Annotated in this window: 29 protein-coding genes and 1 other RNA gene; 17 read left to right on the top strand and 13 right to left on the bottom strand. The window is 46.2% G+C overall.

Annotated elements, in window-relative coordinates:
* Positions 1–26: 26 nt before the first annotated feature.
* Positions 27–707, top strand: a complete 681-nt coding sequence (locus ICN44_RS02380) for a cytochrome b/b6 domain-containing protein (protein WP_216262525.1) — start codon at positions 27–29, stop codon at positions 705–707.
* A 17-nt stretch (positions 708–724) separates the two neighbouring features.
* Here ICN44_RS02380 and ICN44_RS02375 read toward each other — a convergent pair whose 3' ends face one another.
* A complete protein-coding gene (locus ICN44_RS02375; protein WP_216262524.1) occupies positions 725–1,177 on the bottom strand; it encodes a cytochrome c in 453 nt (150 codons plus the stop codon).
* A 68-nt stretch (positions 1,178–1,245) separates the two neighbouring features.
* Positions 1,246–1,908 (bottom strand): site-2 protease family protein, encoded by a 663-nt coding sequence (locus ICN44_RS02370; RefSeq protein WP_216262523.1) that lies wholly within the window; start codon positions 1,906–1,908, stop codon positions 1,246–1,248.
* A 28-nt stretch (positions 1,909–1,936) separates the two neighbouring features.
* Between ICN44_RS02370 and ICN44_RS02365 the strand changes: the two genes are divergently transcribed.
* From ICN44_RS02365 to crcB, 4 genes are read left to right on the top strand one after another with little or no spacing between them, the layout of a single operon-like run.
* Positions 1,937–2,104 carry a hypothetical protein gene (locus ICN44_RS02365; protein ID WP_158009059.1) on the top strand — a complete coding sequence of 56 codons (168 nt, stop codon included), beginning with the start codon at positions 1,937–1,939 and terminating at the stop codon, positions 2,102–2,104.
* Between the two features lie 44 nt (positions 2,105–2,148).
* Positions 2,149–2,286, top strand: a complete 138-nt coding sequence (locus tag ICN44_RS02360) for a hypothetical protein (protein WP_169709848.1) — start codon at positions 2,149–2,151, stop codon at positions 2,284–2,286.
* Between the two features lie 9 nt (positions 2,287–2,295).
* A complete protein-coding gene (gene ygiD / locus ICN44_RS02355; RefSeq protein ID WP_216262522.1) occupies positions 2,296–3,075 on the top strand; it encodes a 4,5-DOPA dioxygenase extradiol in 780 nt (259 codons plus the stop codon).
* 12 nt (positions 3,076–3,087) lie between these two features.
* Positions 3,088–3,465, top strand: a complete 378-nt coding sequence (gene crcB, locus ICN44_RS02350) for a fluoride efflux transporter CrcB (RefSeq protein WP_215358238.1) — start codon at positions 3,088–3,090, stop codon at positions 3,463–3,465.
* A gap of 44 nt (positions 3,466–3,509) precedes the next feature.
* Here the strand turns inward: crcB and ICN44_RS02345 are convergent, their stop codons facing one another.
* The 7 genes from ICN44_RS02345 to ICN44_RS02315 form a co-directional block, all read right to left on the bottom strand.
* Positions 3,510–4,487, bottom strand: coding sequence for a tripartite tricarboxylate transporter substrate binding protein (locus ICN44_RS02345; protein WP_216262521.1), 978 nt, complete (start codon positions 4,485–4,487; stop codon positions 3,510–3,512).
* Between the two features lie 18 nt (positions 4,488–4,505).
* On the bottom strand, positions 4,506–5,027 hold the full coding sequence (locus ICN44_RS02340) for a chromate transporter (RefSeq protein ID WP_216262520.1): 522 nt from the start codon (positions 5,025–5,027) through the stop codon (positions 4,506–4,508).
* Positions 5,024–5,563 carry a chromate transporter gene (locus ICN44_RS02335; protein WP_216262519.1) on the bottom strand — a complete coding sequence of 180 codons (540 nt, stop codon included), beginning with the start codon at positions 5,561–5,563 and terminating at the stop codon, positions 5,024–5,026. Before ICN44_RS02335 ends, ICN44_RS02340 begins: the two co-directional genes overlap by 4 nt.
* Positions 5,564–5,586: 23 nt before the next feature.
* Positions 5,587–6,564 (bottom strand): D-2-hydroxyacid dehydrogenase family protein, encoded by a 978-nt coding sequence (locus ICN44_RS02330; RefSeq protein WP_216262518.1) that lies wholly within the window; start codon positions 6,562–6,564, stop codon positions 5,587–5,589.
* A gap of 24 nt (positions 6,565–6,588) precedes the next feature.
* The gene (locus tag ICN44_RS02325; RefSeq protein WP_216262517.1) at positions 6,589–7,962 is read right to left on the bottom strand and encodes an MmgE/PrpD family protein; all 1,374 of its coding nucleotides are present in this window, start codon (positions 7,960–7,962) and stop codon (positions 6,589–6,591) included.
* 53 nt (positions 7,963–8,015) lie between these two features.
* Positions 8,016–9,017: a tripartite tricarboxylate transporter substrate binding protein gene (locus tag ICN44_RS02320; protein ID WP_255537345.1), complete on the bottom strand. Its 1,002-nt coding sequence runs from the start codon at positions 9,015–9,017 to the stop codon at positions 8,016–8,018.
* Positions 9,018–9,093: 76 nt separating this feature from the next.
* The gene (locus ICN44_RS02315; RefSeq protein WP_216262516.1) at positions 9,094–9,870 is read right to left on the bottom strand and encodes a sulfurtransferase; all 777 of its coding nucleotides are present in this window, start codon (positions 9,868–9,870) and stop codon (positions 9,094–9,096) included.
* Positions 9,871–9,959: 89 nt separating this feature from the next.
* On the opposite strand from ICN44_RS02315, the gene ICN44_RS02310 reads away from it, so the two are divergent.
* From ICN44_RS02310 to ICN44_RS02280, 7 genes are all read left to right on the top strand, one after another.
* Positions 9,960–10,973: a tripartite tricarboxylate transporter substrate binding protein gene (locus tag ICN44_RS02310; RefSeq protein ID WP_216262515.1), complete on the top strand. Its 1,014-nt coding sequence runs from the start codon at positions 9,960–9,962 to the stop codon at positions 10,971–10,973.
* Positions 10,974–11,008: 35 nt separating this feature from the next.
* Positions 11,009–11,560, top strand: coding sequence for a carboxymuconolactone decarboxylase family protein (locus ICN44_RS02305; RefSeq protein WP_216262514.1), 552 nt, complete (start codon positions 11,009–11,011; stop codon positions 11,558–11,560).
* 41 nt (positions 11,561–11,601) lie between these two features.
* On the top strand, positions 11,602–12,456 hold the full coding sequence (locus tag ICN44_RS02300) for a pirin family protein (RefSeq protein WP_216262513.1): 855 nt from the start codon (positions 11,602–11,604) through the stop codon (positions 12,454–12,456).
* Positions 12,457–13,629, top strand: coding sequence for a methyltransferase (locus tag ICN44_RS02295; protein ID WP_216262512.1), 1,173 nt, complete (start codon positions 12,457–12,459; stop codon positions 13,627–13,629). It begins immediately after the preceding gene.
* A gap of 339 nt (positions 13,630–13,968) precedes the next feature.
* Positions 13,969–14,355 carry an energy transducer TonB gene (locus ICN44_RS02290; RefSeq protein WP_216262511.1) on the top strand — a complete coding sequence of 129 codons (387 nt, stop codon included), beginning with the start codon at positions 13,969–13,971 and terminating at the stop codon, positions 14,353–14,355.
* A gap of 1 nt (position 14,356) precedes the next feature.
* Positions 14,357–14,536: a hemin uptake protein HemP gene (hemP, locus tag ICN44_RS12400; protein WP_216262510.1), complete on the top strand. Its 180-nt coding sequence runs from the start codon at positions 14,357–14,359 to the stop codon at positions 14,534–14,536.
* Positions 14,537–14,620: 84 nt separating this feature from the next.
* Entirely contained in the window at positions 14,621–16,699 is a 2,079-nt protein-coding gene (locus ICN44_RS02280) for a TonB-dependent receptor domain-containing protein (protein WP_216262509.1), read from the top strand.
* A gap of 69 nt (positions 16,700–16,768) precedes the next feature.
* Here ICN44_RS02280 and ssrA read toward each other — a convergent pair.
* From ssrA to ompA, 4 genes are all read right to left on the bottom strand, one after another.
* Positions 16,769–17,127, bottom strand: a transfer-messenger RNA (tmRNA) gene (gene ssrA, locus ICN44_RS02275).
* A 64-nt stretch (positions 17,128–17,191) separates the two neighbouring features.
* Complete coding sequence (locus ICN44_RS02270; RefSeq protein WP_216262508.1) at positions 17,192–17,872, bottom strand: HAD-IA family hydrolase; 681 nt, start codon at positions 17,870–17,872, stop codon at positions 17,192–17,194.
* Between the two features lie 7 nt (positions 17,873–17,879).
* Positions 17,880–18,569 carry a bifunctional 2-polyprenyl-6-hydroxyphenol methylase/3-demethylubiquinol 3-O-methyltransferase UbiG gene (gene ubiG, locus ICN44_RS02265; protein WP_216262507.1) on the bottom strand — a complete coding sequence of 230 codons (690 nt, stop codon included), beginning with the start codon at positions 18,567–18,569 and terminating at the stop codon, positions 17,880–17,882.
* Between the two features lie 96 nt (positions 18,570–18,665).
* Complete coding sequence (gene ompA / locus ICN44_RS02260; protein ID WP_216262506.1) at positions 18,666–19,238, bottom strand: outer membrane protein OmpA; 573 nt, start codon at positions 19,236–19,238, stop codon at positions 18,666–18,668.
* Between the two features lie 159 nt (positions 19,239–19,397).
* On the opposite strand from ompA, the gene gyrA reads away from it, so the two are divergent.
* Genes gyrA through ICN44_RS02235 form a run of 5 tightly spaced genes read left to right on the top strand, consistent with a single transcriptional unit; the run spans position 19,398 to position 26,362 of the window.
* Positions 19,398–22,106, top strand: a complete 2,709-nt coding sequence (gene gyrA, locus ICN44_RS02255) for a DNA gyrase subunit A (RefSeq protein ID WP_216262505.1) — start codon at positions 19,398–19,400, stop codon at positions 22,104–22,106.
* A gap of 25 nt (positions 22,107–22,131) precedes the next feature.
* Positions 22,132–23,229: a 3-phosphoserine/phosphohydroxythreonine transaminase gene (serC, locus tag ICN44_RS02250; protein ID WP_216262504.1), complete on the top strand. Its 1,098-nt coding sequence runs from the start codon at positions 22,132–22,134 to the stop codon at positions 23,227–23,229.
* Positions 23,229–24,308, top strand: a complete 1,080-nt coding sequence (pheA, locus tag ICN44_RS02245) for a prephenate dehydratase (RefSeq protein ID WP_216262503.1) — start codon at positions 23,229–23,231, stop codon at positions 24,306–24,308. Before serC ends, pheA begins: the two co-directional genes overlap by 1 nt.
* A 54-nt stretch (positions 24,309–24,362) precedes the next feature.
* Positions 24,363–25,481: a histidinol-phosphate transaminase gene (hisC, locus tag ICN44_RS02240; RefSeq protein WP_216262502.1), complete on the top strand. Its 1,119-nt coding sequence runs from the start codon at positions 24,363–24,365 to the stop codon at positions 25,479–25,481.
* A complete protein-coding gene (locus ICN44_RS02235) occupies positions 25,481–26,362 on the top strand; it encodes a prephenate dehydrogenase/arogenate dehydrogenase family protein (protein ID WP_216262501.1) in 882 nt (293 codons plus the stop codon). The genes hisC and ICN44_RS02235 overlap by 1 nt, the downstream gene beginning before the upstream one ends.
* Positions 26,363–26,364: the final 2 nt, after the last annotated feature.

Below are 26,364 nucleotides of genomic sequence, written 5' to 3'. Positions count from 1 at the left end.
GAGGAGAAGAGGATTATCCTTAAAGGATGAAGAAAATTATTCGAGTATGGGATCTACCAATCCGCGTATTTCATTGGTTGCTGGTGATTTGTATAGCTGGTAGCTTTGTGACCATCAATTTGGGTGATGAATTCATTCAATGGCATGCTTATTTCGGTTACAGCATTTTGACCTTGTTGATCTTCAGAATTGTCTGGGGTTTTGTTGGATCCACCCATGCGCGTTTCACCTCTTTCTTGCCAACTAAAAAAGCGATTTTTGATTACTTAAGTGGAAGTTCGCCTCGCGTTCTTGGACATAACCCGATTGGTGCAATTTCTGTATTTGCACTCATTTTTGTTTTATGCGTTCAAGTGCTGACTGGCTTATTTGTCGACGATGAGGTCTCCTTTCAGGGGCCACTAGCAAAGTATGTGTCTGGTTCGATATCTTCATTTTTATCGGAGATTCACGAAGGTAATCAAGTGGTGATTTGCACCCTGATTGCAATTCATATCGCAGCAATTTGGTATTACAAGAAATTCAAAGGTGAGAATCTCATTAAGCCAATGATTAGTGGCGATAAAGAAATCGACCCAAGCGAAGAGGCTCAATACCTGCCTGCTGACTTGGGTCGTGACTCCAAGGATGGAGTGTTACAGCGCGGTTTCGCTTTGATACTTTTAAGCGTGATCGCGGTAGCGGTCGGTTACTTAATTACGAAATAACGATCACTAAAAATTACTTATTTCTTTTTGAAATCGTCATGGCAGCCTTTGCAGGTTGCTCCTGCTGCGCCAAAAGATTTTTTAATGCTTTCTAAGTCGCCTGACTGAGCGGCTTTATTAAGGTCTACAACCGCCAGTTGCATTTTGTCCGCTGCCGCCTTGAACTTGGCGTTATCTAACCATACATCAGGTTTTGCTTTGCCGCCTTCAGTGCCAGGACCAAAAGCTTGCCAAGGTAAAGTAGACATCATTGCTACGATCTCCGCATTTTTGCTCACATCCTCTTTGTTATAAGGGGCCGCACCTTTAACAACAGCGCCAATTCGTCCGAAATGAGTGCCAATGACTGTCATGACACTTTGACGATATTCAATTGCTTTTTCTGCATTTTGAAATTGAGCAAATGCAGCGCCTGCGCCAATCGCTAAAACAGTTGCAGTACCTGCTAAAACAAATTTCTGTAGTTTCATGATTGCTCTCCCTTGGTCAATTGGACTGCTTATTTTGAGCATATCCCAGAATAGTCATTTTTGCCCACTTAAAAAATCATTCTAAGGGGGGTCATTAGAAGATTAATGATGCCCAGGAAAAAACTGCTGAGGGGCTCCATCCACAGGGTGCCAATAATTCCCGTAAAGACGAGACCGAGCACAATAAAGAATCCCCATGGCTCTAATCTGCCTAGGGCAATAGATTGGCGTGCAGGCAAAAGGCCGGCCAAAATTCTTCCGCCATCAAGGGGTGGCAGCGGAAACAGATTAAATACCAGTAAACCGATATTCCACATTACTCCTGCTTTTGCCATTGAAGTCAGGAAGGGTTCATCAATTCCGAAGCCCTGCACTAGGACCCAAAAGACCGCCCAAATGATTGCCTGTACGAAATTCGATCCCGGTCCCGCTAAGGCAACCCAAATCGAGTCAATTCTGGGGTTTCTGAGTCGTCCAAAATTGACTGGTACCGGCTTGGCATACCCCACCAAAAAAGGAGACCCTGTCAGAATTAAGACGAGTGGAATCAATAGGGTACCTACTGGGTCTATATGTTTAGCGGGATTGAGGCTCACCCGTCCCAGCATGTAGGCGGTATTATCGCCAAATCTGCGGGCTGCGTAGCCATGGGCTGCTTCATGGATGGTGATGGCAAAAATCAGGGGAATCGCATTAATTGCGACAGCTTGGATAGAATAGTCAGTAATCATGGCAATATGATATCCATAGGAGCTCAAAGTGACTGACGAAAAGAAACCCGATTCAAAAACCCCGGCAAAAGCGCTAGCAGCTAAGCCGCCAGCACGTCCACCCGTCCCCAAAGGACCCTCTGGCCCAGCCGGAAGGCCTCAGGCAGGCTTTGGTGGGGGAAAAGGCATGATGCGCAAGGCTGGTCGCGGTCGATAGTGGATAATTACCCTATTCATTAATGAGTTTATAGAGGATTTAGCATGAACGAATGGCATAACGAATCTAAAGAAGAGATCAACAAAAAGATCATTACATTGGTCGTGATGTTGGCCGCTGCTACTAGCTTGGCTATTTTGTTTGCATTGGTTGCGGCTCATACAGGTTACGTATTCGGTTAATCAGTATTAATGACTAGCCATCGCCAACCTGCAATATTTGCTGGTCATGGCAGTCCGATGTATGCCATAGAGCCCAACCGCTATACAGCGGCATGGTCGGCTCTTGGAAAATCATTAAAGCGTCCTGACGCTATTTTGATGATCTCAGCACATTGGGTAACCCGCGGAGTTTGGGTTACTGCAATGGCTAAACCAAAAACGATTCATGATTTCGGTGGCTTTCCACAAGCACTGTTTGATGTTCAATATCCAGCGCCAGGTAGCCCTGCATTAGCTGATCGCGTGCAAGAATTATTGAGCGTCCCCGTCGTACTTGAAGAGAATGAATGGGGTATTGATCATGGCGCTTGGTCGGTTCTGAAATACATGTACCCCAATGCGGATGTGCCTGTAGTGCAGTTGAGTCTCGATGGTGCGATGTCAGCACGTGAACACTATGAGCTTGCTAAGCAATTACGCCCCTTGCGCGATGAAAATATTTTGATTTTATCTAGTGGTAATGTGGTGCATAACTTGCGCACCATCCATTGGCAGGAGGGTGCTGAGCCTTACCCATGGGCAAAAGAGTTCAATGATTTTTTTGCTTCAGAAATGCGTGCCAATCATCATGAGGCATTGATTGACTGGGAGCGTTTTGGTGATGCAGCACACCTCTCTATTCCGACCGCAGAGCATTATTGGCCAGCCTTGTATACCTTGGCCTTGCAGGAAGCGGGAGAGCAGGCCAAAATCTATACAGATGGAATTGAGATGAGTTCAATTGGCATGCTGGGTTTTTCAATTCAATAACAAGAGCAGATTATGTGGCTTCCTATCTTTGCAATCTTTTTTGGAGCAGGCTTCGGCGCTTTATTAAGGGCTGGCTTTAATTTCGCTACCGTTGGGATGGCTTCTGCGCTGCCATTAGGTACTTTTATATCGAATATGGTTGGCGGATACTTGATTGGGATTGCAGTTGCCTTCTTCGGTAACAATCCAAGCCTTTCTCCAGAGTGGAAACTGTTAGTGGTCACTGGTTTCTTAGGGGGCTTGACTACCTTCTCAAGCTTTTCTGCTGAGGTGGTTGGCTTTATGCAGCGCGGGGAATTTACCTGGGCCTTGGGCACGGCGCTGCTCAATCTCATTGGCTCGCTCGCTTTAACTTTCTTGGGTATCCTTACTTATCAGGCCCTCAAATAAAATTGGGGGCACTAAGCCCCCAATGCCACTCAATTTAGAATTCCTTACTCTGGCCTGATATTGGCTGTTTTTACAACAGCACTCCATTTGGCACTCTCAGCTTTAATCAGGCTGGCAAATTCAGCTGGACTCCCTCCACCAATCTCATTCCCTTGTGAGAGCATGAGTTCACGTAGTTGAGGATCTTTGAGCGCCTCATTTGCGGCGGCATTTAATTTATCAATAATGGCTTTAGGCGTTCCCTTAGGAGCAATGAGTCCTTGCCAATTGAGAACCTCTACTTTTGGGTAGCCTAGCTCTGCAAAGCTGGGGACATTAGGTAATAAAGGAGAGCGTTTTTTGCTGGTAATGGCAAGTGGGCGAATCTTGTCAGCCTTAATGCTAGGAACAGCGGAATACATTTGATCGAACATGAGGTCAACGTTGCCACCCATGAGGTCTGTTAGTGCCGCAGAGCCACTTTTGTATGGCACGTGAATCATCTGAATGCCCGCATTTTGTTCAAAGAGTTCGGCAGACAGTTGGTGGCTTCCTCCGATGCCGCCAGAAGAGAATGTAAGCACCCCAGGCTTTGCTTTAGCAGCAGCAACAATATCTTGTACAGATTTGTAAGGGGAGCTTGGATTGACTACTAATACCAAAGGCCCTTTTTCAATCAATATGATGGGTGTTAAATCTATCTCCGGGTCATAACGCAAATTACCAAAGAGCGTTTTATTGACCGACATAGGGGCGAAGTTACCCATGCCGATGGTGTATCCATCAGGTGCGGCACGAACAATCGCTTCTGTACCAATATTGCCACCAGCACCTGGCTTGTTATCTACGATGATTGGTTGCTTCAGAATGACGCTCATCTTTTGTGCAATTTGGCGACTTCTGGAGTCAGCGCTACCTCCAGCACCATAAGGGACGATGAAGTTAATTGGCTTATTTGGGTAATTACTTTGGGCAAAAGCTGCAACTGAAAATAGAGCGAGCAGACAAAGTAGGTGGGCTGAAAATTTTTGTAAAAGTCGCATATTTTTCTCTTAAGCGGTCTAAATAAATCCTAAAACACCCAATGCTCCACCAATAACAATGAGATAGAGTGGGTGCCAGCGTGTGAATAATGTAAAGCCGATAGTCGCAAGGGTCAAGGCGTAGGCTGCCGCGCTATGGTTAATTTGAATAGCAATTTGCCATGCAGAAGAAAGAACCAGCCCAATAGCTAGTGCTGCCGCTGCGTATTGAATAGATTTCTTCTTGATGGGATCTTGAATACCCATAATAAAGCGCTGCAAAAAATAAATCAGGATGGATGAGGGCCATGCAATTGCCAGTGTGGCAATAAGCGCACCTAGTACACCATAAATATGCCAGCCTAATAGCGTGACAGTCATAAAGTTAGGGCCGGGTGCTGCTTGCGCTATGGCAAAGTAATCTGAAAAAGTTTGCAGATCAATCCAATGCTCTTGATAGACGGCTAAGTTCAACAACTCTGGTAGCAATGCATTTACGCCGCCAAACGCAACAAGCGAGAAGGCGGATAGTTTCAGAAAGACACTAAAAAGCATACTCATGAACTAAGCGCTTTTTTACGTGCCAAGAACAGTGCCAGCGGTAAAACAGTAAGCACAACCCAGCCCAGACCGAGATGAAAGTAGGTAACTGCACAGATGGTGATGACCACTACTAGCAGCATCAGAGGAAAGCGAAACTCATCGCGTAGCATCTTGAAACCAGTTGAAGCGATGAGACCTACGCCTACTGCAGAGATGCCCCGCAATAGTCCTTTTACTGTATCCAAATAGCTGTAGTGTTGATAGAGTATGGCGAGTAACAGCACAATGGCAATTGGTCCGAGGGTCAGACCAAGAACTGCAGCTGCCGCCCCTCTTGCTCCCGCAAATCGAGAGCCAACGCAAACAGCGAGGTTAACAATATTGGGGCCTGGAACGATCTGGCAAATACCAAGGATGGCACTAAATTCCTCGGAAGTCAGAATTTTGTCCCGCTCCACTAGGGTTCGTCTAGCCCAAGGGAGCACACCACCAAAGCCTGACATACCAATTTTACTAAAACTAATAAATAGCTGTGACGGCGTTAGGCTACTCATCGAGGTCGCTTTTTGTAAATAAATTATTGAGGCTTAAAGGGGTGCGGTACAGGCTTGTTTTCTAACCATGCTTCGAGAGTTTCTGTAATGCCTTTTGAGAAGGTCTCAAAAATGGGTTCAGCAATAAAGCCTAAATGAGGCGTCACTAAAAGATTGGGAGTGTTGCGTAGTGCATCTTTTTCAGGAAGGGGCTCAACATCAAATACATCGACTGCTGCTTGTCCAGGTCTACCTGCGGCAAGTGCCTTTTGGAGGTCGGGCATATTAATGAGTGCAGCACGTGAAGTGTTGATCAGAATCGAATCTGGACGCATTAGCGCCAATTGATCAGCGCTAATCAATCCCTTAGTTCCGGGGCCAGCTACTAAGTGCATGGATACCACCTTAGAGGTTTTGAGTAACTCATCTAAGCTAACGGCTTTTGCATTTTCAGCTGCTGCACGTTCTGGAGTCATGCGCGGACTCCACGCTACAACCTCCATACCAAAAGCAGCACCAACACGTGCCACACGACTACCAATAGCACCTAAGCCCATAATGCCCAAGCGTTCGCCAGAGAGCATTGGTAGGAGAGAAAACGCATCGCGCCAGCCACCAGAGGCGATCAGTTTATTTTCTTCAATCAGGCGCTTAGATGCGCCCAGAATCAAAGCCCAAGTAAGCTCGGCGGTAGTTTCTTTTGAGGGCCCACCTGGCGTGCAGCCCATGGGGATATTTCTGGAAACTAGAGCAGAGGCTTCTAGGGTGCCATTGCGTTCGCCAGTAAACATTAAAAACTTGAGCTTTGGTAAGCGCGCGATCATGGCCTCATTGAAGGGCGAGCGATCTCTTACGATAGCAATTGCGTCGGCATCTTTTACTGCTTCATATAAGGCTTCATCACGCAAAGGCTCATGGTAGATGGTGAGCTTAGCTTGTTGGTCTAACTTATCCCAGTTAGAGAAGCGACGTAGAGCGCGCTCATAATCTCCAAGAATAACGATGTTCGGTAATGAAGCCATAAATGAAAAAACTTTCAGGTGAAATTAGTCTGGAGTGCAAAGGCTTAAGATTTTCTTGAGGTCTGGCGCTTGTCCTAATTTCCAGAGTGCAGAAATCAGTTGAAGGGTTTTCTCTTTGCCGATCACTGGCTCGGCCAAGCTTGTAAATTTTTGCTCCAAGTTGGCATCGCTCATTGGATTTTCTACAGAGCCAATCGCATTCTTTACAAAGATATGCACTTCTTTACCATCCTTAAGGAAGGCTTTAACGTCCACAGATGCTTCACTAATAGAGGTATCGGTAGTCGCGTTCACTTTGGCGCGCAAAGCTACAACGTCAGGACGGTTGACGATCTCATCCGCATATTCACCTTCACCTGCTTGACCAAACATCAAGCCCACAGCGCAACCGTGATATACGCTGAACTTGCCTTCTAACCCATCTTTAGGTGTTTTCTTGCCAGTTAATTCGAGTACCAGTGGGTGAACACGCAACTCAATGCGTTCAACGTCTTCTGCCTTGACACCTTGGGCGCGTAATTGGGCGCAAGCATCAATGGCTGGGTGAATCACAATTCCACAAGCAAATGGTTTGTAGGTATTTAAAGAAATCTCAAAAGATTTTCCGAGTGCGCGATCAATTTCTGACCAGTCATACTTAGTAGAAACGGTTTGCATATAGCCACGACCCGCTTCAAGCGCTTTAGAGCTTGCAGTAAAACCATGTTTTGCCAACAACGCAGAAAGTTGACCTGCACGTGCAGCGCCACCCGGATGAAAAGGTTTGGTCATCGTGCCAAATTGCTCGCGCATACCAACCGGTTGTGAGGCAGCAATACCCAGAGCCATAATTGTTTTTTGCAGATCAAGACCCATTAAGCGTGAGCATGCAGCAGCAGAACCCAACATCCCTGTGGAGCCGGTGATATGCCAGCCACGATGGTAGTGATCTGGATACATTGCATTACCGACTCGACAGGCAACATCAATGCCCAGAACAAGAGAGTCAATCATTTGGCGACCATTGGCGCCAATGTGTTCGCCTAAGGCTAGGATTGCAGAAGCCACTGGGCCAGCTGGATGAATCACGGTTTTGAGGTGAGTATCGTCAAAGTCAAAAGTATGTGAGCTGATGCCGTTAATCAATGCTGCTCCGCCCATATCTACTTTGTCTTTGCGACCGAGGATGCTGGCTTGTGGCGCTGGTTGAAATTCACGAATAGCGGCTAATGAGGATTCAACACTCTCATGATTAGCTGCACCGATCGCACAACCAAGCCAGTTTAAGAATGTACGATGCGCTTCGTGTTCAACCTCTGGAGACCATCCTTGGCTTGGGTGAGTATTAACAAACTCCGCCAAAATTTTGGTGACTGGTGGTGCATTGAGATCAGCTGCTGCAGCAATAGCGTGAGACATATAAATTTCCTATGAATAAGTGTGAGTATTTTTAAATAAGTGGGTATTGAAAATTAATCGATTTCAATATTGCGGTCTTTGGCAACCTTAGCCCAGCGTGCAATATCTTCTTTGATGTAATTAGTAAATTGAGGAGGTGTCATTGGCATCAATGTCAAAGCCTCGCTCGTCATTTTTTCTGAGAAGTCTGGTAGCGCGAGAACTTTGTTTAATTCAGCATTGAGCTTCGCAACGATGGCGGGGGGTAAATTAGCGGGGCCTACTAAGCCATACCACTGTTGGCCATCAAAGCCGTTATATCCAAGCTCTTTGAAGGTGGGAATATTAGGCGCTACTGGGCTGCGTTTGGCACCAGTAACAGCAAGCCCACGAACCCTATTTGTATTGATGTATGGCAACGCTGCAAATAGAGTAGGGAACATCGCTTGAGTTTGGCCTGCCAATAAATCAGTGTAGGCAGGACCTACGCCACGATAAGGCACATGCACCATAAATATTCCAGCTGCTAGCTTTAGTTGCTCCATGCCGAGATGTGTCAGAGTGCCTGGACCAGCAGATCCATAACTTAACTTGGCAGGATTCTTCTTGGCGTAATCTACAAACTCTTTGAAATTCTTGATTGGTAGATCAGGATTGATAATGAGTACGTTAGGTGTTGCACCAATCATGCCAATCGGTGTGAAATCTTTAATGGCGTCGTAAGGTAGTTTGCGGACAGCAGGGTTAGTGCCGTGTGTTCCTACATAAGCAATCATCAGCGTGTAGCCATCAGCTGGTGCTTTAGCGGTTGCTTGTGAGGCAATGGATCCGCCACCACCCCCCATATTTTCTACAACCACTGTTTGACCAATGGATCGAGAAAGTTTTTCCGCAACAGCGCGCGCAATATTATCTAGTCCGCCACCAGCAGCTACTGGTGCAATCAGTTTGATAGGTTTGGTTGGATAGGTTGCTGCACTTTGCGCCTGCGCATTGAAATGGAATGCCAATCCCAAAAAAGCAAAAAGAAGGGATGACAAAAAAATCGGCTTTTGCCGATTGATCGTATTAGACATGTCTCGAGTCCGAATTGTTGTTGTAAGTTAGTTTTGTACAGCCAAGTCATTTTACTATTGATAGCGTTAGCCCTGCTCAGGCTTGGCTGGCTTTGAGTTTCTTTCGAATGGAGTGTTCTACGGGGATGGAGTCTAGGTTTGGCTCCAATGCCTCACGCTCATCAAAGACAAAGCAACTGCCTTGGTAATGTGCGGAACCCACCTCTTCGAAATATTTCAAAATACCGCCTTCTAGCTGGTAGCTATGCTCCATGCCAATCTCCCGCATATACAAGCCAGATTTTTCACAGCGAATACCGCCCGTACAAAAGCTGACCAGCGTCTTATCGGCTAAATCATCTTTATGTGCAGAAATTGCTGCTGGAAACTCGGTGAACTTTTCAATATTGAAATGCAATGCATTCTCAAAAGTGCCGTAGTCGACTTCAAAGGCATTGCGTGTATCAACCATCACTACAGGGCGACCTAGATCGTCAGTGCCGCGATCTAACCACTCTTGCAATTTTTTTGGGCTAATGAAATTAGCGCGTCCTTCCTCAGGACGAATCGCTGGATGATTCATGCGAATAATTTCATTTTTGAGTTTGATCAACATCTTCTTGAAGGGCTGATCCTCGGACCAACTTTCTTTTGCTTGAAGTGGGGCAAAACGGGGGTCAGTACGGAGCCAATTCATAAATCCACGTAGCTCATCTGTTTTGCCGGCCAGGAACATATTGATGCCTTCACCAGTCAACAAGATGGTTCCCTTCAACTGGCGGGCGGTACATTCATCCAGCATTTTGGCGCGCAGCTCTGGCAAGCCATCTAGGCTGACAAATAAATAGGCTGCAATATTTAGAATCGACTTCATTTTTCTCTCACTGGGCTACAGCAGCATTATCGAGCAAATAGGCTGAGGGGGTGTTAATCTTGAGGTCTTATCTAGAGGAGACAAAGTCCATGCAGGATTTAGTGAAAATGGCTAAAAAAGCCCTTAAAAACAGCCTATTAGCCATTTTGATGGCCTTAGGAGTTAGCGGTGTTGCTCTGGCGCAAAATGCGGGTGTTGGCACATGGCCAACTCAAAAGCCAATTCGTTTAATTGCGGTCTTTCCACCAGGTGGCTCAGTTGACCAGGTTGCTCGTGTATTGGCACCTGCTTTGCAAGCAGAGTTAAAGCAAAACGTGATTGTCGAGAACGTTGGTGGTGCTTCTGGAGTAATTGGCACCTCTGCAATGACTCGGTCCGATCCGGATGGCTATACCTTTGCAGTGGTATTTGATACCCATGGTGTGAACCCTAGTCTCAAAGACAAACTTCCCTATGACACGATAAAAGATATTGCTCCCGTGATTTTGGTTGGCACATCACCGATGGTATTGGTTGCCAGCAAAAAATCTGGTATCACCAGCTTTAAACAATTAGTGGATCTTTCCAAGACAGGTAAGCAATTTAGTTACGGTTCCATTGGAATTGGTAGCTTGGGTCACTTAGCAATGGCGCGCCTTGCAAAACAAGCGGGCTTTGATTGGAACCACATTCCTTATCGTGGTGGCGGTCCTTTAATGCAAGATGCTTTGGGCGGTCAAGTGGAGTTGGCGGTAGGCTCAGAATTTTTGGTGAAGCCTCATATCGATAACGGTGGAGTTATTCCGCTAGTGATTACGACTGCCAAGCGTTCACCATCATTGCCTAATGTACCAACAATTTCTGAGAGCGGCTTCCCGGGCTTTAGTGCCCCAGCTTGGTGGGCAGTATTGGCCCCTGGTAAGACATCTCCAGCAGTGATCGATGCAATGAACAAGGCGTTAAATAAAGCCCTAAAGACACCTGCTGTCGCTGAGAAGTTTAAAATGCAAGGCATTCAAATTGTTGGTGGCACCCCTGTTGCTGCACAAGAGTTTATCGGCAAGCAAATTGGTATCTGGGGCAAGTTCGTCATTGAAAATAATATTAAAGAAACTGCTCAGTAAGAGTTGTTGATAAGCAGTATTAATAAAAGGTAAGTATGTCAGAACGTTTAATTCCGTATCAGCCAATGGATTTGGCAGAGCCAGCAGAGTTGGTCGCTGCTATTCGCACAAGACGTGGTGGTCAATTTATTAATTTGGACCGCATGCTCTTGCATAGCGTTCCTATTGCAGAGGGCTGGAATCACTTTATCGGCGAGATTCGTAATAACCTCTCTTTGGATCCAAAGTTACGTGAATTGGCCATGTGTGGAGTAGCCGTGTTGAACGGTGCTGAGTATGAGTTCTTTCATCATGCGCCACCTTTCAAGAAAGCGGGCGGCACGGAGGAGCAGGTTCAAGGTTTGCGACTCATTGGACAGCCGAATTTTCCAAAAGATCTTTACTCTTCAGTAGAAAATGACGCCGCCGATTTGACTTTTCAGATGACGCGCAACATCAAAGTGGATCCTGAATTAATGAAGCGCTTGCAAAAGGCTTTGGGAAGCACGGATACCGTGGAATTAGTCACGGTAATTGCCGCTTACAACATGGTGTCTCGATTCTTGATAGCGCTAGATGTCAATCCTGAGGATCATCCTCCAGCTTAAAGTTAAAACTTAGCCAAAGCCAAGTCAAAACATTCATCAATATGATCCGCAACATCCAAACTATTATTCCTGGCATTGCCACCTCTGATGGTGCAGGTGTGAAATTGCGCCGTAGTCTGGGCGGTCAAAATCAAGTCAGGTTAGATCCCTTCTTGATGCTTGATGAGTTTTCCTCTAATGATCCAAATGATTATGTAGCGGGCTTTCCAGCCCACCCTCATCGAGGTTTTGAGACGGTGACCTACATGCTAGAAGGCCATATGCTGCATGAGGATCATTTAGGCAATCAAGGCCACCTGAAGACTGGTGGGGTGCAATGGATGACGGCAGGGCGCGGCATTATTCATTCTGAGATGCCACAGCAAGTGAGTGGTGCTATGCGCGGCTTTCAGTTGTGGATTAACTTGCCGGCTAAAGAAAAAATGAAAGCGGCTGGCTATAAGGATATCCAGGTTGAAGATATACCCAAGACTGCTTTGGTAAATGGGGGCTCAGTCAAGGTCATTGCGGGCACATACGATGATGGTGGCAAAGCAGTTCAAGGCCCAATTCAAGGGATCACCACTGCGCCATTATTTCTAGATGTGCATTTACCAACTAATGGTGAGTTCGAACACCGTATTCCAAAAGAGCTAAATGCTTTCGTTTATGTTTACGAGGGCGCCCTAGAAATAGGTGGGCCAATGATGCCCGCCCCAAAGCAGGCAGCTATCGTTCTTGGGGATGGTGATCGCTTAAAGGTGAGGTCTGGAGAGCTAGGGGCACAGTTCATCGTGCTAGCAGCATTACCACTACATGAGCCTATCGTTCAGTACGGCCCATTTGTAATGAATACTCGCGCTGAAATTGAACAAACCATCGATGATTATCAAAACAATCGCTTTGTGGTTTCCTAAGTGACACAATCAGCAACCCTTCAATGGGAAGAGGGCGGACAAATCTGTTCCGCTCATTGGCATTCTGAAAATGGGATTGTGCCGCATAAAAAGATTCAGATTGCGGATGACACGCTGACTGCTGATATTGCTTATCGCTTAGCTTGTGAAGGCACTGCGATGCTTTACAGGGGCGACTTTCAGAATGCGCGGCAACTCTTGCAGGCTTTGGTCAGAAGGGTAGATAAGCCCTCCAAGAAATCCACTAGAGCTGACAGAGTTACCAAAGAGAAAACCAAAAGTCCCTTGGATGCATTCAACCTGCATCGCCTTGCCCAATCCCAACGCGCACGTATTCTGGGAATGATTTTGATACAGGTCAACGCCGACCATAGTATCTCTTTAAGGCGTGCGCCGGATGTTGCTCAGGCCTGCCTTGAGGCTTATGGAGCACAAGAAAATGCTTATGTAATTTCTTTACGTGAGTTGCTTGGCGTTATTAGCGCTCATGAGTGGCGCAAGACAGGTGTTCAAGTTCTGACAAGAGATGATGAAGAGGTTCGCATTCATCCACACTATGGTGTTTTCTCTCCAGTGCGCAGTGAATATATTAGCTTGGTGCTGAAAGCCCCTATACCTCAAGCAATAAAAGATGGCTCTATAGCTTTTGATATTGGGACGGGTACCGGAGTGTTGGCAGTGATTATGGCTCTGCGAGATATTCAGAAGATTATTGCGACCGATCTAAGTGATCGAGCAATTGCTTGTGCGAAAGAAAATATTGACCACTTGGGCTTGAATTCACAAATTGAAATTCAGAAAGCCAATCTTTTTCCAGATGGCAAAGCAGCACTCATTGTTTGTAATCCACCATGGCTACCAGCAAGACCAAGCTCCCTGCTAGAGCATGCGGTGTATGACCCTGAGAGTCAGATGCTGAAAGGTTTCTTGAGCGGTTTAAAAGATCATCTGTTGCCAAATGGTGAGGGTTGGCTCATTCTTTCTGACTTAGCAGAGCAGGTAGGCTTGAGAACAAGAGAAGAGCTTCTGAATTGGATTGAGAAGGCCGGCTTGAAAGTGATTGCGCGTTTAGATACGAAGCCAACGCACAACAAGGCATTTGATAAAGAGGATGCATTGCATGCAGCGAGATCTAAAGAAGTCACTTCACTGTGGCGATTAACCCAAAAGTAGTACCACATTAAATAGCCCTACAAGCCCCGTCCCCATTGGGATCATGGTTGTTAAACCACTACATCATCTTTAAAATCATTGAGAGCAGTAGTTAACTTACTACACATTTTTTTGGTAAGTTGAATATAGTTTTTCTCATTTATTTTTTAAGGGTGTCATTTGCTTTCTGGTGCATTGTCTAGAAATGTATTGCTAATATCAGGGGTAACTTTCTCTCATTTATTAGCACTATTGATACTTTTATCGGGATCATTTGCGGGGTCCACATCATCCGCTCCAGATTTTCTGATGGTAAATCTAGTAGGTAAAAGTACATTGTCATCTCAACAGAAAAAATCCTTGTTTGCACCCCAAATCAAGACACCTTCCAGCAATGAGCGCGATAGTTCCAGTGCTGTAAATGAATCCCATGCGCATAGTGATAGCAAGGGAGTTGGGCGTCACGCATTAGGTACAGCTAGACAGGTTATATACAGCCCTAAACCCCATTACCCCTTAGCCAGCAGACAACTTAAGGAACAGGGTTTGGTTATTGCAAGATTATGTGTAAGTGAGCAAGGCCTTGTGCAAGAAGTTGGTATCACCCAAAGCTCAGGCTTTCAGGGTTTGGATCGCTCTGCCATCAAGGCTTTGGCTCAGTGGAGATTTGAACCCATTTCAATAGCTCCTGCCCAGGTTTCTTTGCAATGCTTTCAAACACCCATTCAATTTACTTTGGAAGGCTAACTTGAGCGAGAAAAATACCTTAGATCTTGATTCAAAATGTATTCGATCAAATCAACTTTTGCCTAGATGCATTCCAAGCGAAACCTTATTGGGCCGCACAAAGCAGATCTTCATTTTGCATGATGGGCATTCATATCAATTGCGCATCACTAAATTAGGGAAACTCATTTTGACGAAGTAAATATGAATTAACTTACTAGCCAGCAAGAGCATTTTCATATGCATATAGCCAGCGATTTTTTGTTTTTATCACTGGAGATGGTATATGAAGCATCAAGAAGTTTTTCGTCCTCGAAATCAGTTAGTCTGGCTTTCATCTTTTGTATTGCTATATGGAGGATCTTTTTCGGTTTGGGCAAATGCTCAAGATATTGAGTTACCTAGGATTGATATTGTTGGGCGAGAGGAAAATGCGCTGTATAAAATTCCTGGTACGGTTGATGTCATTAATCAACAGAGGATGGAGGAGTTGCAACCTCAGTCCCTACAAGATGTATTAAAGACGGTTCCTGGTGTTAATGTCCGCGGAGATGAGGGTGGCCTGGGGTCTATTCCAAATATTGGTATTCGGGGGTTAAATCCGAGTCGCAGCTCCAAGGTTCTTCTTCTGGAGGATGGTGCCCCCATTCAACCAAGTCTCTTTATTTCCAATGCTTCCTATTACAGCCCGCCTGTTGAGCAAATCGGTGGAATTGAGGTTTTAAAGGGCGCATCGGGCCTGAAATATGGCCCATCCAATATTGGTGGCGTAGTGAATTACCTTAGCAAAACACCTGCTCCAGGATTGAAGTTAACCGGTAAAGTGGGTAACTACGGATATCGCTTAGCAGAGCTTGAGGCAGGGGGAAAATCGTCATCGAATGGCGCCATTGGAGGAATAAACCTGATTCAATCTGAGTCCAATGGATACCAGGACAATGGTTTCAAGATGTACGACATCTTGGTGAAAGGGGGAATGGAGATTGCACAGAATCAGTGGTTAAGTCTGAAATACACCCATTACGATAACAATATCAATACCTCTTATGTAGGTCTGCGTCCAAATCAGTACAGCACTCACTCAAGAAATAATCCAGCGCCAAATGACCGCTTTATTACCCAAAGAAATGCAGTAGATCTCAACCATGCTATTGAAATCAGCCCAGAGACCAAAATCAATACCTTGATGTATTGGAGTAGGTTATCTAGGGATTATTGGCGGCAAAGTATTGTTAAACGCACACAGGAATCGACAGTCTTGAGAGCCTGCAACATAGGTACTGATTGTCTGATTGGGCGAAATCGAGAATTTCAAATGTTGGGCATCGATTCTCGGGTAAGTCATGCCTATAAGGCTCTAGGGATTTCTAATGAAGCAGAGTTTGGATTGCGCATGCATACCGAATCTCAAATCAATCAATTAGTGAGCTCCAAAACTTTAGCCTATTCTGGTCGACTCACTTCGCAGGAAGATAACAAGGCTAATTCAGTGGCGGTCTATGCACAAAACCGTTTCTTGCTGAGTAAAGACTTTGCACTTATTCCTGGGGTACGAGTGGAAAGTTATAACCAGACCCGTTCAAATGCTGCCTCTGGTAAAGCCGGTAGCGCCAAGAATGTAGAAACTATTCCGCAAATTGGTGCTACCTGGCAGCTTGTTCCCCAAGTGCAGGCGTACGGTAGTGTTTATAAAGGTTTTGCGCCAGCACAGTTAGCCACCGCAATTGATGACAAAGGAGTTGATCAGCAGTTAGCCCCAGAACGCTCAACTAATGCGGAGCTCGGGCTGCGTGGTCGCTCGGGTGCTTTTACTTATGATTCAGCTATTTTTAGCATGAACTTCAGTAATCAAATTGTGAATCAGAGCTTAGCTGCCGGAATTTCTAAAGCCAATGGAGGTAAAAGTTTGCATCAAGGGGCTGAGATGTCCTTGGCTTATGCGCTAGGAGGAGGGTGGGGCATTAACGGTAATGCTACGTACATCCCGGTGGCTAAGTTTGTTGGCACGAGTTCTTTGGGGCGAGATGGTAATCGCATTCCGTACACGCCTAAATTAACTTCAAATTTGGGTGTTAGCTACGAAAAGAATGGCTTCAATACTTTAGTCAATCTGAATTATGTTTCTACTCAGTATGCGGATTCGGCAAATACGGTTGCGCAAAATGCCATTGGAACTTTAGGCGAGGTTCCTGCTTTTACAACAGTCAATTGGAGTGCTAACTACGCCATCAACAAAGATTGGAAAGTATTTGGAGTGATTAATAATGTATTTAATAAGAGATATATATCCAGCCGGAGTCCTGATGGGATTTTTGCTGGAGCGCCTCTCAATTTCCAAGCCGGAATGAGCTATCAATTCAATTAATAAGAATGATGGATTCTTGAGACAAAAAAACGCCACCCATCTGGGTGGCGTTTGACTGTTACTTCAAAATGGTGGAGTCGGCGGGAATCGAACCCGCGTCCGCAAATCCTCCACAACAAGTTCTACATACTTAGTCATATCATTTAATTTAGCCAGCTAGGCACAGATTGACACGTTCCACGCTGACGATTCACTAAGTTTTCGAATCATTCCCCGTGACATGAAATGATCTTATCTCTTGTAAATGACCCTGATCTAGCTTTCGCTAGCTGACCCAAGAGAGAATCAGTTCAGGGGCAACCGCAATTAAGCGGCTAGTGCGAAACGTTCGTCGTTTGCAGTTAAAACATTCCCATTGATTTACGAGATAACGGGTCCTCGGTATGCCCTTGATGCTTTGTAATCCACGTCGAAACCATGTCGACCCCGGAGTTCATGCATTGGAAACCTTATTTTAAGGCCGTCGACCTTAAATTGCTGAATATCTTTGGTTTATCCCCTGCTGGGAAAGATGATTTGCAGTAGCTCGAGAGGCTTATTGACGATGTAATCGGCCCCCCAAGCCTCTGGAGGCTCTTTACAGCCACAGTAGCCATAAGCGGCTGCGACAGTCTTCATTCCCGCTGCTTTGCCTGCTAGAACATCTCTAATGTCATCGCCCACATAAAGCGATTTTGTAGGATCTACTTTAGCTATTCTGGCGGCGTGCAAGATCGGCTCAGGATGGGGTTTTGAATACGCTGTTGTATCGCCTGAGACCGTAGAAATGGCTCTTTGGCGTAAACCCATTAATTCGGTAAGAGGGTTAGTAAAGCGCTCACTTTTATTCGTAACGATGCCCCAGGGGAGCTTGGCTTGATCCATTTGATCGAGTAGATGGCTCATGTCATCGAATAATTTACTTTCTACCAGCATTGCTTTTTCATAATTACTGAAAAATTCATCACGCAATGAAATGAAATCCGCATGATCGGGGCTAATGCCAAAGGCGCCTTCGAGTAATCCTCTGGCGCCAGCGGATGCATAGGGGCGCAGAAATTCATAAGACTTAGGCGCAAGATTGCGTGCAACCAGCAATTGATTAGTTGCCGCCACTAAATCAGGTGCGGTATCAGCTAAGGTGCCATCTAAATCAAAAAAGATTCCGGCGTAAGGGCTAGAAAGATTACTCACTATTGCATTACTTTCTGACGGCAATCATGTAATTCACATCGACATCATCATTCAAGCTATAGACCTGAGTGAGTGGGTTGTAGCTCATACCCTTCATGCCAAGCATTTCTAAGCCCGCATGGCGAGTAAAGGCTACGAGCTCAGAAGGTTTGATGAATTTAGCGTATTCGTGAGTACCTCTGGGAAGTAATTTCAGAATGTATTCAGCGCCAATAATGGCAAATAAGTAGGACTTAGGACTGCGGTTGAGGGTGCTAAAAAATAAAGTACCACCAGGCTTACAAAGTTTGGCGCAAGCGTGCACTACCGAAGCGGGGTCCGGCACGTGTTCCAGCATCTCCATGCAGGTCACCACGTCATACTGTTCAGGTTGCTCATCAGCGAGTGCCTCTGCTGAGATGGAGCGATAAGTAAGGTTTGCGCCTACCTCTAAAGCATGCAATTCGGCTACTTTGAGAGCTTTTTCAGATAAATCGATGCCCGTAGTGTCTGCGCCTGATTGGGACATGGATTCCGCCAAGATGCCACCACCGCAACCAATATCAACCACCTTCTTACCTTCCAAGCTAACAAAGGACTTAATCCAGTTCAGGCGCAGTGGGTTGATGGCGTGTAAGGGTTTGAATTCGCTATTAGGATCCCACCAACGATGGGCTAGAGCGCTAAATTTGGCGATTTCTGACTGGTCGACGTTCATATGAATTGCTTATCTGTAAGGCTGTAGGAGAAGTCTATGAATATAGCGGAAATAAAAAAGCCCGCTAGAAGCGGGCTTTTTTACAAGTAAAGTGAATTACTTAGCTGCTGTACCAACAACTTCGATGTCAGTACGGCGGTTCTTAGCGCGGCCTTCAGCAGTTGCATTTGATGCAACTGGATTGCTCTTGCCTTTTGATTCTGTGTAGATACGGCTACCGTCAACACCTTTGCTTGTCAGGTAAGTCTTAACTGACTGAGCACGACGCTGACCGAGGGCCATGTTGTAAGCATCTGTACCAACGCTGTCAGTGTTACCTACAGCGATGATTACTTCTAACTTGATCTTGCTTAAGTCAGCAGCGATCTTGTTCAAAGTAGCTTTACCTTCTGGTTTCAAGTCAGACTTGTTGAAGTCATAAAGTGTGTCAGCTTGCAAAGTGATTTTGCTTTGGCTAACGCCAGCAGCAGCAGCTTTAGCAGTCAGGGCACCGTCACAACCTTTAGCTGCAGTTGCAGGAGTCCAGTTGTTATCGCGCCAGCACAATGTGCCATCGCCGTTTTTCCAGTTTAGGGCGCCATCGCCGTTTTGCCAGTTATCAGAAGCCATTGCTGCAGTTGCAGAAACAGTAATAACAGAAGCGAGCAACACTCTTAGGGTTTTGTTCATTTTTAGTCCTCAAAAATCTCTTTTTTAATTAAAGTCAAACTTAAATGTAATTCGCCCTACCTTGATGCAAAAACTGCAAAGCGACACATCTCAATTTCGTACAAACTGACAGAATCTTAGCATAGGGCCTACCTGTCATCAAAATGATATTATTTCTAGATGGAACAAGCCGCTAAAGAAACACTACCAATATCCCTCGAAGACGAAATGCGGCGGTCCTATTTGGACTACGCAATGAGCGTCATAGTCGGCAGAGCCCTGCCAGACGTGCGTGACGGCCTCAAACCGGTTCACCGCCGGGTCTTATTCGCTATGTATGAATTAAACAACGATTGGAACCGAGCTTACAAAAAATCTGCCCGTATAGTTGGCGATGTAATCGGTAAATACCATCCGCACGGTGATTCTGCGGTGTATGACACGATCGTTCGGATGGCCCAGGATTTCTCTCTGCGCTATATGCTGGTTGATGGGCAGGGTAACTTTGGCTCCGTAGACGGCGATAACGCTGCTGCAATGCGATATACCGAGATCCGCCTGCGCAAGATAGCTCATGAGCTTTTGGCCGATTTGGACAAGGAAACGGTCGATTTTGGGCCAAATTACGACGGTAGCGAGAAGGAGCCCCTGATTCTGCCTGCCAAAGTACCTAATTTGCTCATAAATGGCAGTTCTGGCATTGCTGTAGGTATGGCGACCAATATCCCTCCCCATAACTTGGATGAGGTAGTTACAGCCTGTTTACATGTACTTCACAACCCAGAATGCACGATAGACGAGCTGATCGAGATCATTCCAGCCCCGGATTTCCCAACCGCCGGCATTATTTACGGCGTTCAAGGCGTCCGCGAGGGTTATCGCACTGGCCGCGGCCGTGTGGTGATGCGCGCTAAGACGCACTTTGAAGATTTGGATAAGGGCGCGCGTCAAGCCATTATCGTTGATGAATTGCCATATCAAGTAAACAAAAAGAACTTGCTCGAGCGTATCGCTGAGTTAGTGAATGAGAAAAAAGTTGAGGGTATCTCTGATTTGCGTGATGAATCAGATAAATCTGGTATGCGCGTTGTGATTGAATTGAAGCGCGGCGAAGTGCCCGAGGTCGTTCTCAATAATTTGTATAAGAGTACTCAGTTGCAAGATAACTTCGGTATGAACATGGTGGCCTTGGTAGATAACCAGCCACGTTTGTTGAACTTGAAGCAGATGCTTGAGTACTTCTTGCAGCATCGTCGTGAAGTAGTGACACGTCGTACGATTTTTGAATTGCGTAAAGCGCGTGATCGTGGCCATGTCTTGGAAGGTTTGGCTGTTGCATTGGCAAACATCGATGAGTTCATTGCGCTTATTAAAGCTGCTGCGAACCCAGTGATTGCTAAGCAAGAGTTGATGGGCAAAGCTTGGGATTCATCAATGGTGCGTGAGATGTTGGCGCGTGCTGAGACTGATACGCCAGGCGGCCGTAACGCTTATCGCCCAGAGGGATTGTTGCCTGAGTATGGCATGCAAACTACGGGCTTATATCGTCTCTCTGATAGTCAGGCGCAAGAAATTTTGCAGATGCGTTTGCAACGCTTGACTGGTCTTGAGCAAGATAAGATTGTTAACGAATACAAAGAAGTGATGTCAGAGATTTCGGACTTACTTGATTTGTTGGCAAAGCCAGAGCGCGTGACTCAAGTGATTGAATCTGAGTTGAAAGAAGTTCAAGCAGAGTTTGGTATTGCTGGTGGTGATACAGGTCGTCGTTCGTTCATTGAAATGAATGCAACAGAACTCTTCACAGAAGATTTGATTACACCTCAAGATATGGTGGTGACCCTTTCGAATACTGGTTACATGAAGAGTCAGCCGCTGAGTGAATACCGTGCACAAAAACGCGGTGGACGTGGCAAGCAAGCTGCAGCTACTAAGAATGAAGATTGGATTGATACGCTCTTCGTTGCCAATACCCACGACATTATTTTGTGCTTCTCCGATCGCGGCCGTATGTACTGGCTCAAAGTTTGGGAAGTGCCGCAAGGTAGTCGCACCTCTCGTGGCAAACCAATCATCAACATGTTCCCGCTGATTGAAGGCGAGAAGATCACCGTGATTCTGCCGATCAAGGGCTACCAGGATGATCATTACGTCTTTATGGCTACTAGCTTGGGCACTGTGAAGAAGACGCGCTTGTCTGACTTCTCTAACCCACGCAAGGCCGGCATTATTGCGGTTGACTTGAATGAAAACGACTTCTTAGTTGGTGCAGCGATTACCGATGGTCAGCACGATGTGATGTTGTTCTCTGACGCTGGTAAAGCCGTGCGCTTTGACGAGAATGATGTTCGTCCAATGGGTCGTACCGCACGCGGTGTACGCGGCATGAACTTAGGCGAAGGTCATCAAGTGATCGCTATGTTGGTTGCTCCAGCAGAAGCTGCAGAAGGTGCTGAAGCGGCTGTGGTTGATGCAGACGGCATTGCAATTCCAAGTAGCGTATTGACAGCTACAGAGAATGGTTACGGTAAGCGTACGCCAATCGCTGAATACACTCGTCATGGTCGCGGCACGAAGGGCATGATTGCCATTCAGACTTCAGAGCGTAACGGTAAGGTAGTTGCGGCTGCATTGGTATCTCCAGAGGATCAAATTATGTTGATTACTACTGGCGGTATCTTGGTCCGTACGCGTGTTTCTGAAATTCGTGAAATGGGGCGCGCTACTCAAGGCGTTACTTTGATCAATGTGGATGAAGGTACGCGCTTATCAGGTCTCCAGCGTATTGCTGAGAGCGATTCGGACGAAGAAGTTGATGGCGTAGAAGAAGGTGATGTATCTGCTGATCCAACAACCGACTCTAATGACGATACGGCAGGTGACGCTTAAGCGTCACCCTTAGACTAGACACATCATGACTTTTGACCGCCGCATTTTCAATTTCGCTGCGGGGCCTGCTACTTTGCCTGAAGAGGTGCTGAAGCAGGCTGCCGATGAAATGCTCAATTGGCGTGGACTCGGTACGAGCGTGATGGAAATCAGTCATCGCAGCAAAGAGTTTATGGAAGTGTATGAGGAGGTGGTGCAAGATTTACGCACCCTCATGAACATTCCTGATAATTATGAAATTTTGCTCTTACAAGGCGGTGGTCTTGGGCAAAATGCAGCCATTCCCATGAACCTGATGCCTTTAGCCAAGAACGGACCGAAGGCGGATTACATCGTTACTGGCGTGTGGTCAGAAAAATCGTATAAAGAAGCGCAGAAGTATGGCACTGCAAATTTAGCCGCCTCTTCAGCCGCAGAAAAATTCAATACCATTCCGGCAAGATCAACTTGGAAGTTATCTGGTGATGCGGCTTATGTTCTCTACTGTGCTAATGAAACGATTGGCGGTGTTGAGTTCCCAGACGTGCCAGACGTTGGCGATATTCCACTAGTTGCGGATATCTCTAGCAATATTCTTTCTAAGGAAATGGATGTGAGTAAGTGCGCCGTTTGGTTTGGTGGTGCGCAAAAGAATATCGGCCCCTCTGGCGTGACGATTGTGATTGTGCGTAAGGACTTAATTGGACATAGCATGGGCATTACTCCCACGATTTGGGACTGGGCTGTGCAAGCTAAAACTCAGTCGATGATCAATACGCCGCCGACATTTTCGATTTATATGGCTGGCCTAGGCTTTAAGTGGTTGCTTAAGCAAGGTGGAGTGAAAGCCATTGAAATGCGTAATCAAGAAAAAGCGGATTTACTTTATAACTTCTTAGATCAAAGCAGCCTGTATGAGAATCGTGTCACCAAGGAATATCGCTCACGTATGAACGTGACTTTCTTCTTAAAAGATGAGAACCTGAATGCAGAGTTTTTGGCGCAATCGAGCGCGGCTGGCTTGGTTGCCTTGCGTGGCCATAAAGCTGCAGGCGGTATGCGTGCCAGCATTTATAACGCAATGCCTATTGAGGGTGTAAAAGCCTTAGTTGAATTTATGCGCGACTTTGAAAGGCGGGCTTAATGAGTACTGAAGAACAGCGCTTAGCGCCCTTGCGGGAAAAAATTGACGCGCTCGATGCGCAGATCTTGGATTTGCTTACTCAGCGTGCACAAGCAGCCCAAGAAGTAGGCCATGTTAAAGGCGGCTTCGCATCACCAGTCTTTCGTCCTGAGCGTGAGCGCCAAGTTGTCGCACGCCTTCAAGAGATTAATAAAGGCCCATTACTTCCAGATGGTATTGCTGCCATTTGGCGCGAAGTGATGTCTGCATGTAGAGCTTTGGAGGCTCGCCAAACCATTGCTTACCTTGGCCCAGTAGGAACATTTTCTGAGCAAGCAGCACAAACCTATTTTGGTCATTCCATCGCTGGATTGCCTTGCGCCAGTTTGGACGAGGTTTTTAAAGCGGTAGAGAAGGGCGCGGCACAATTTGGCGTAGTGCCTGTTGAGAACTCTAGTGAAGGTGCGATTTCTCGCACATTGGATTTATTGCTCGACTCTTCTATGCGTATTAGCGGCGAAGTCGTATTGCCAATTCGTCATCACTTATTGACTAAGAGTGGCAAGCTTGATGGCGTAACTACTGTTTGCGCTCATGCTCAAGCATTGGCTCAGTGCCAGCAATGGTTAAGCGTGCACGCTCCACAATTAAAGCGTCAAGCGGTGAGCAGTAATGCGGAAGCAGCTCGCATGGCGGCAAGTGATCCAACTCTGGCTGCAATTGCTGGCGATCCTGCGCAAGAGGCGTATGGTTTGCAAGCGGTAGCTGCACAGATTCAGGATGATCCGCATAATCGCACCCGTTTTGTTGTGGTCGGTAACTACGCCTGCCAGCCAACCGGTAAAGATCAGACCTCTTTGGTGCTCTCTGTTGATAACCAGCCTGGTGCTGTCCATCGTTTATTGGCGCCTTTGGCAAAGCATGGCGTCTCTATGAATCGCTTTGAATCTCGTCCTGCACGTAAAGGTACTTGGGAATATCACTTCTATATTGATATTGCTGGTCATGCAGATGATGCGAAAGTAGTGAAGGCGCTTGAGGAGTTAAAAGGGGTTGCAGCTTTCTATAAGAACCTTGGCTCTTATCCCCACTCTACTTAATCCAAGATTAACTGTAACTAACTGTGTATTAGTAAATAAATTAGTAAAGCTCGAATGACTTCTAAGATTGGCTTAAAACATATTCATGCGATCGCCCCTTATGTTGGTGGTCGCCCTATCAGCGAAGTTGCGCGTGAGTATGGTCTTGATGAAAATAAAATTGTGAAGCTAGCTTCCAATGAAAATCCATTAGGCATGCCAAAGTCGGCACAAGATGCCATGCTCAAGGCTGCAGGTGACTTAGGCCGCTACCCAGATTCCAATGGATTTGAGTTAAAGAACGTCTTAGCCGATCGATTGGGTGTGCCAACAGATTGGATTACCTTAGGTAACGGCAGTAACGATATTCTGGAATTGGCTGCACGTGCAGTTGCACAAGCCAGCGACGAAGTGATCTTCTCAAGACACGCTTTTGCTGTTTATCCTTTGGCTACCCAGGCTGTTGGCGCCAAGGCAATTGAAGTGGCTGCTACGGATATTTATGGTCACGACCTACCAGCCATGTTGGCGGCAATCAAGGCATCTGGCGACAAGGCGAAGTTGGTGTTTGTGGCTAATCCCAATAATCCAACTGGTAGTTATTTAACTGCTAAAGAGATCGAGGACTTTTTAGTGGCGCTGCCATCAAATGTAGTTGTTGTGCTTGATGAAGCCTACAACGAGTACCTCACGCCTGAGCAACGCTACGATGCCATTGCTTGGGTAAAGCGCTTCCCTAATATGATTTTGTCGCGTAGCTTCTCCAAGGCTTATGGCTTAGCCGGTCTGCGCATTGGTTATGGGGTTGCACAACCCCACTTAACTGATCTGCTGAATCGAATTCGTCAGCCGTTTAACGTGAATAGCCTGGCGCAGGCTGCTGCTATTGCAGCCTTTCAGGACAAAGAATTTTTGCAGCAAGGTTTTGAGCTCAATCGCGCTGGCTATGCCCAGCTCACCAAAGCTTTTGATGAACTAGGTTTACGCTATCTGCCATCTGCAGGCAACTTTGTTCTTGTCAAAGTGGGTGATGATGACCAAGCTGGTGCTCGTATTAATTTGGAATTACTTAAGCGCGGGATTATTGTTCGCCCAGTTGGTAATTATGGTTTGCCGCAGTGGTTACGCATCTCGATTGGCTTGCCAGAAGAAAATACAGCATTCATTGATTCTTTAAAACAAATACTTTCCTAATGACCATCATTAATCCAGCAAGCAATTACGGTACCGTCACCATCGTTGGTGTTGGTTTAATCGGTGCCTCATTGGGTTTGGCACTCAAGCAGGCGGGTGTGGTGACTAAAGTTTTGGGCGTAGGTCGTAGCAAGGAAAATTTAGAGCAAGCGCAAAAGATGGGTGCTATTGATGGTGTGGTGGATTTGGTTGAGGCCGCTAAGCAATCTGATGTCATCGTGCTTTGCGTGCCTGTAGCGCAAATGCGCACTGCCTTTGAGGTGATGGAGCCACATCTTGAGCCTCGCACCATGGTTACCGATGCTGGCAGCACTAAAGGCGATGTGATTTTGGCTGCCAAGGAAGTGTTGGGTAAGAAGGCATGTCAATTTGTGCCGGCTCATCCGATTGCAGGTGGTGCTCAGCACGGAGCCAGTGCGGCTAAGGCAGATTTATTTCAAGGTAAGCAAACCATTATTTGCCCTTTACAAGAAAATTCACCTGAAGATACGGCTTTGATTACTGGTTTTTGGGAATCCGTTGGCTCTGAAGTGAAAAAGATTGGTGTTGTACAGCATGATGCGATTTATGCAGCGGTTTCACATCTGCCTCATATCCTGTCTTACGCATTAATGGCTAGCGTAGTGAATTCTGAAGACGCTGATCAAAAGCTTAGTCATGTGGGTGCTGGCTTTAAAGATTTCACACGCATTGCTGCATCCAGCCCAGAGATGTGGCGCGACATTTGCTTAGGTAATCGCACTGCAATTCTGAAAGAGTTGGATCGGTATCTGTTGATTGTGAATCACATGCGTAAACTGATTGCTGAGAACGATGGACCTGGATTGGAAAAATTATTCAACAAGGCGAGTAAAGCGCGTCAAGATTTGGATGTACTTTGATG

Origin of the sequence: Polynucleobacter sp. JS-Fieb-80-E5 (genome assembly GCF_018882015.1) — a bacterium.
Lineage (GTDB): Bacteria > Pseudomonadota > Gammaproteobacteria > Burkholderiales > Burkholderiaceae > Polynucleobacter.
The sequence above is the reverse complement of the archived record's forward strand: the minus strand, read 5'-3'. Positions and strand labels throughout refer to the sequence as shown.

Coding starts and splice junctions, on each gene's coding strand:
- ICN44_RS02330 (WP_216262518.1), bottom strand. CDS start 6,564: ATGGCTTCATTACCGAACATCGTTATTCTTGGAGATTATGAGCGCGCT.
- hisC (WP_216262502.1), top strand. CDS start 24,363: ATGACTTCTAAGATTGGCTTAAAACATATTCATGCGATCGCCCCTTAT.
- ICN44_RS02375 (WP_216262524.1), bottom strand. CDS start 1,177: ATGAAACTACAGAAATTTGTTTTAGCAGGTACTGCAACTGTTTTAGCG.
- ICN44_RS02345 (WP_216262521.1), bottom strand. CDS start 4,487: ATGCGACTTTTACAAAAATTTTCAGCCCACCTACTTTGTCTGCTCGCT.
- ICN44_RS02325 (WP_216262517.1), bottom strand. CDS start 7,962: ATGTCTCACGCTATTGCTGCAGCAGCTGATCTCAATGCACCACCAGTC.
- gyrA (WP_216262505.1), top strand. CDS start 19,398: ATGGAACAAGCCGCTAAAGAAACACTACCAATATCCCTCGAAGACGAA.
- ICN44_RS02335 (WP_216262519.1), bottom strand. CDS start 5,563: ATGAGTAGCCTAACGCCGTCACAGCTATTTATTAGTTTTAGTAAAATT.
- ICN44_RS02380 (WP_216262525.1), top strand. CDS start 27: ATGAAGAAAATTATTCGAGTATGGGATCTACCAATCCGCGTATTTCAT.
- ICN44_RS02305 (WP_216262514.1), top strand. CDS start 11,009: ATGTCAGAACGTTTAATTCCGTATCAGCCAATGGATTTGGCAGAGCCA.
- ubiG (WP_216262507.1), bottom strand. CDS start 18,569: ATGAACGTCGACCAGTCAGAAATCGCCAAATTTAGCGCTCTAGCCCAT.
- crcB (WP_215358238.1), top strand. CDS start 3,088: ATGTGGCTTCCTATCTTTGCAATCTTTTTTGGAGCAGGCTTCGGCGCT.
- ICN44_RS02235 (WP_216262501.1), top strand. CDS start 25,481: ATGACCATCATTAATCCAGCAAGCAATTACGGTACCGTCACCATCGTT.
- serC (WP_216262504.1), top strand. CDS start 22,132: ATGACTTTTGACCGCCGCATTTTCAATTTCGCTGCGGGGCCTGCTACT.
- ICN44_RS02360 (WP_169709848.1), top strand. CDS start 2,149: ATGAACGAATGGCATAACGAATCTAAAGAAGAGATCAACAAAAAGATC.
- pheA (WP_216262503.1), top strand. CDS start 23,229: ATGAGTACTGAAGAACAGCGCTTAGCGCCCTTGCGGGAAAAAATTGAC.
- ICN44_RS02300 (WP_216262513.1), top strand. CDS start 11,602: ATGATCCGCAACATCCAAACTATTATTCCTGGCATTGCCACCTCTGAT.
- ompA (WP_216262506.1), bottom strand. CDS start 19,238: ATGAACAAAACCCTAAGAGTGTTGCTCGCTTCTGTTATTACTGTTTCT.
- ICN44_RS02280 (WP_216262509.1), top strand. CDS start 14,621: ATGAAGCATCAAGAAGTTTTTCGTCCTCGAAATCAGTTAGTCTGGCTT.
- ICN44_RS02370 (WP_216262523.1), bottom strand. CDS start 1,908: ATGATTACTGACTATTCTATCCAAGCTGTCGCAATTAATGCGATTCCC.
- ICN44_RS02320 (WP_255537345.1), bottom strand. CDS start 9,017: ATGTCTAATACGATCAATCGGCAAAAGCCGATTTTTTTGTCATCCCTT.
- ICN44_RS02315 (WP_216262516.1), bottom strand. CDS start 9,870: ATGAAGTCGATTCTAAATATTGCAGCCTATTTATTTGTCAGCCTAGAT.
- ygiD (WP_216262522.1), top strand. CDS start 2,296: ATGACTAGCCATCGCCAACCTGCAATATTTGCTGGTCATGGCAGTCCG.
- ICN44_RS02340 (WP_216262520.1), bottom strand. CDS start 5,027: ATGAGTATGCTTTTTAGTGTCTTTCTGAAACTATCCGCCTTCTCGCTT.
- ICN44_RS02310 (WP_216262515.1), top strand. CDS start 9,960: ATGCAGGATTTAGTGAAAATGGCTAAAAAAGCCCTTAAAAACAGCCTA.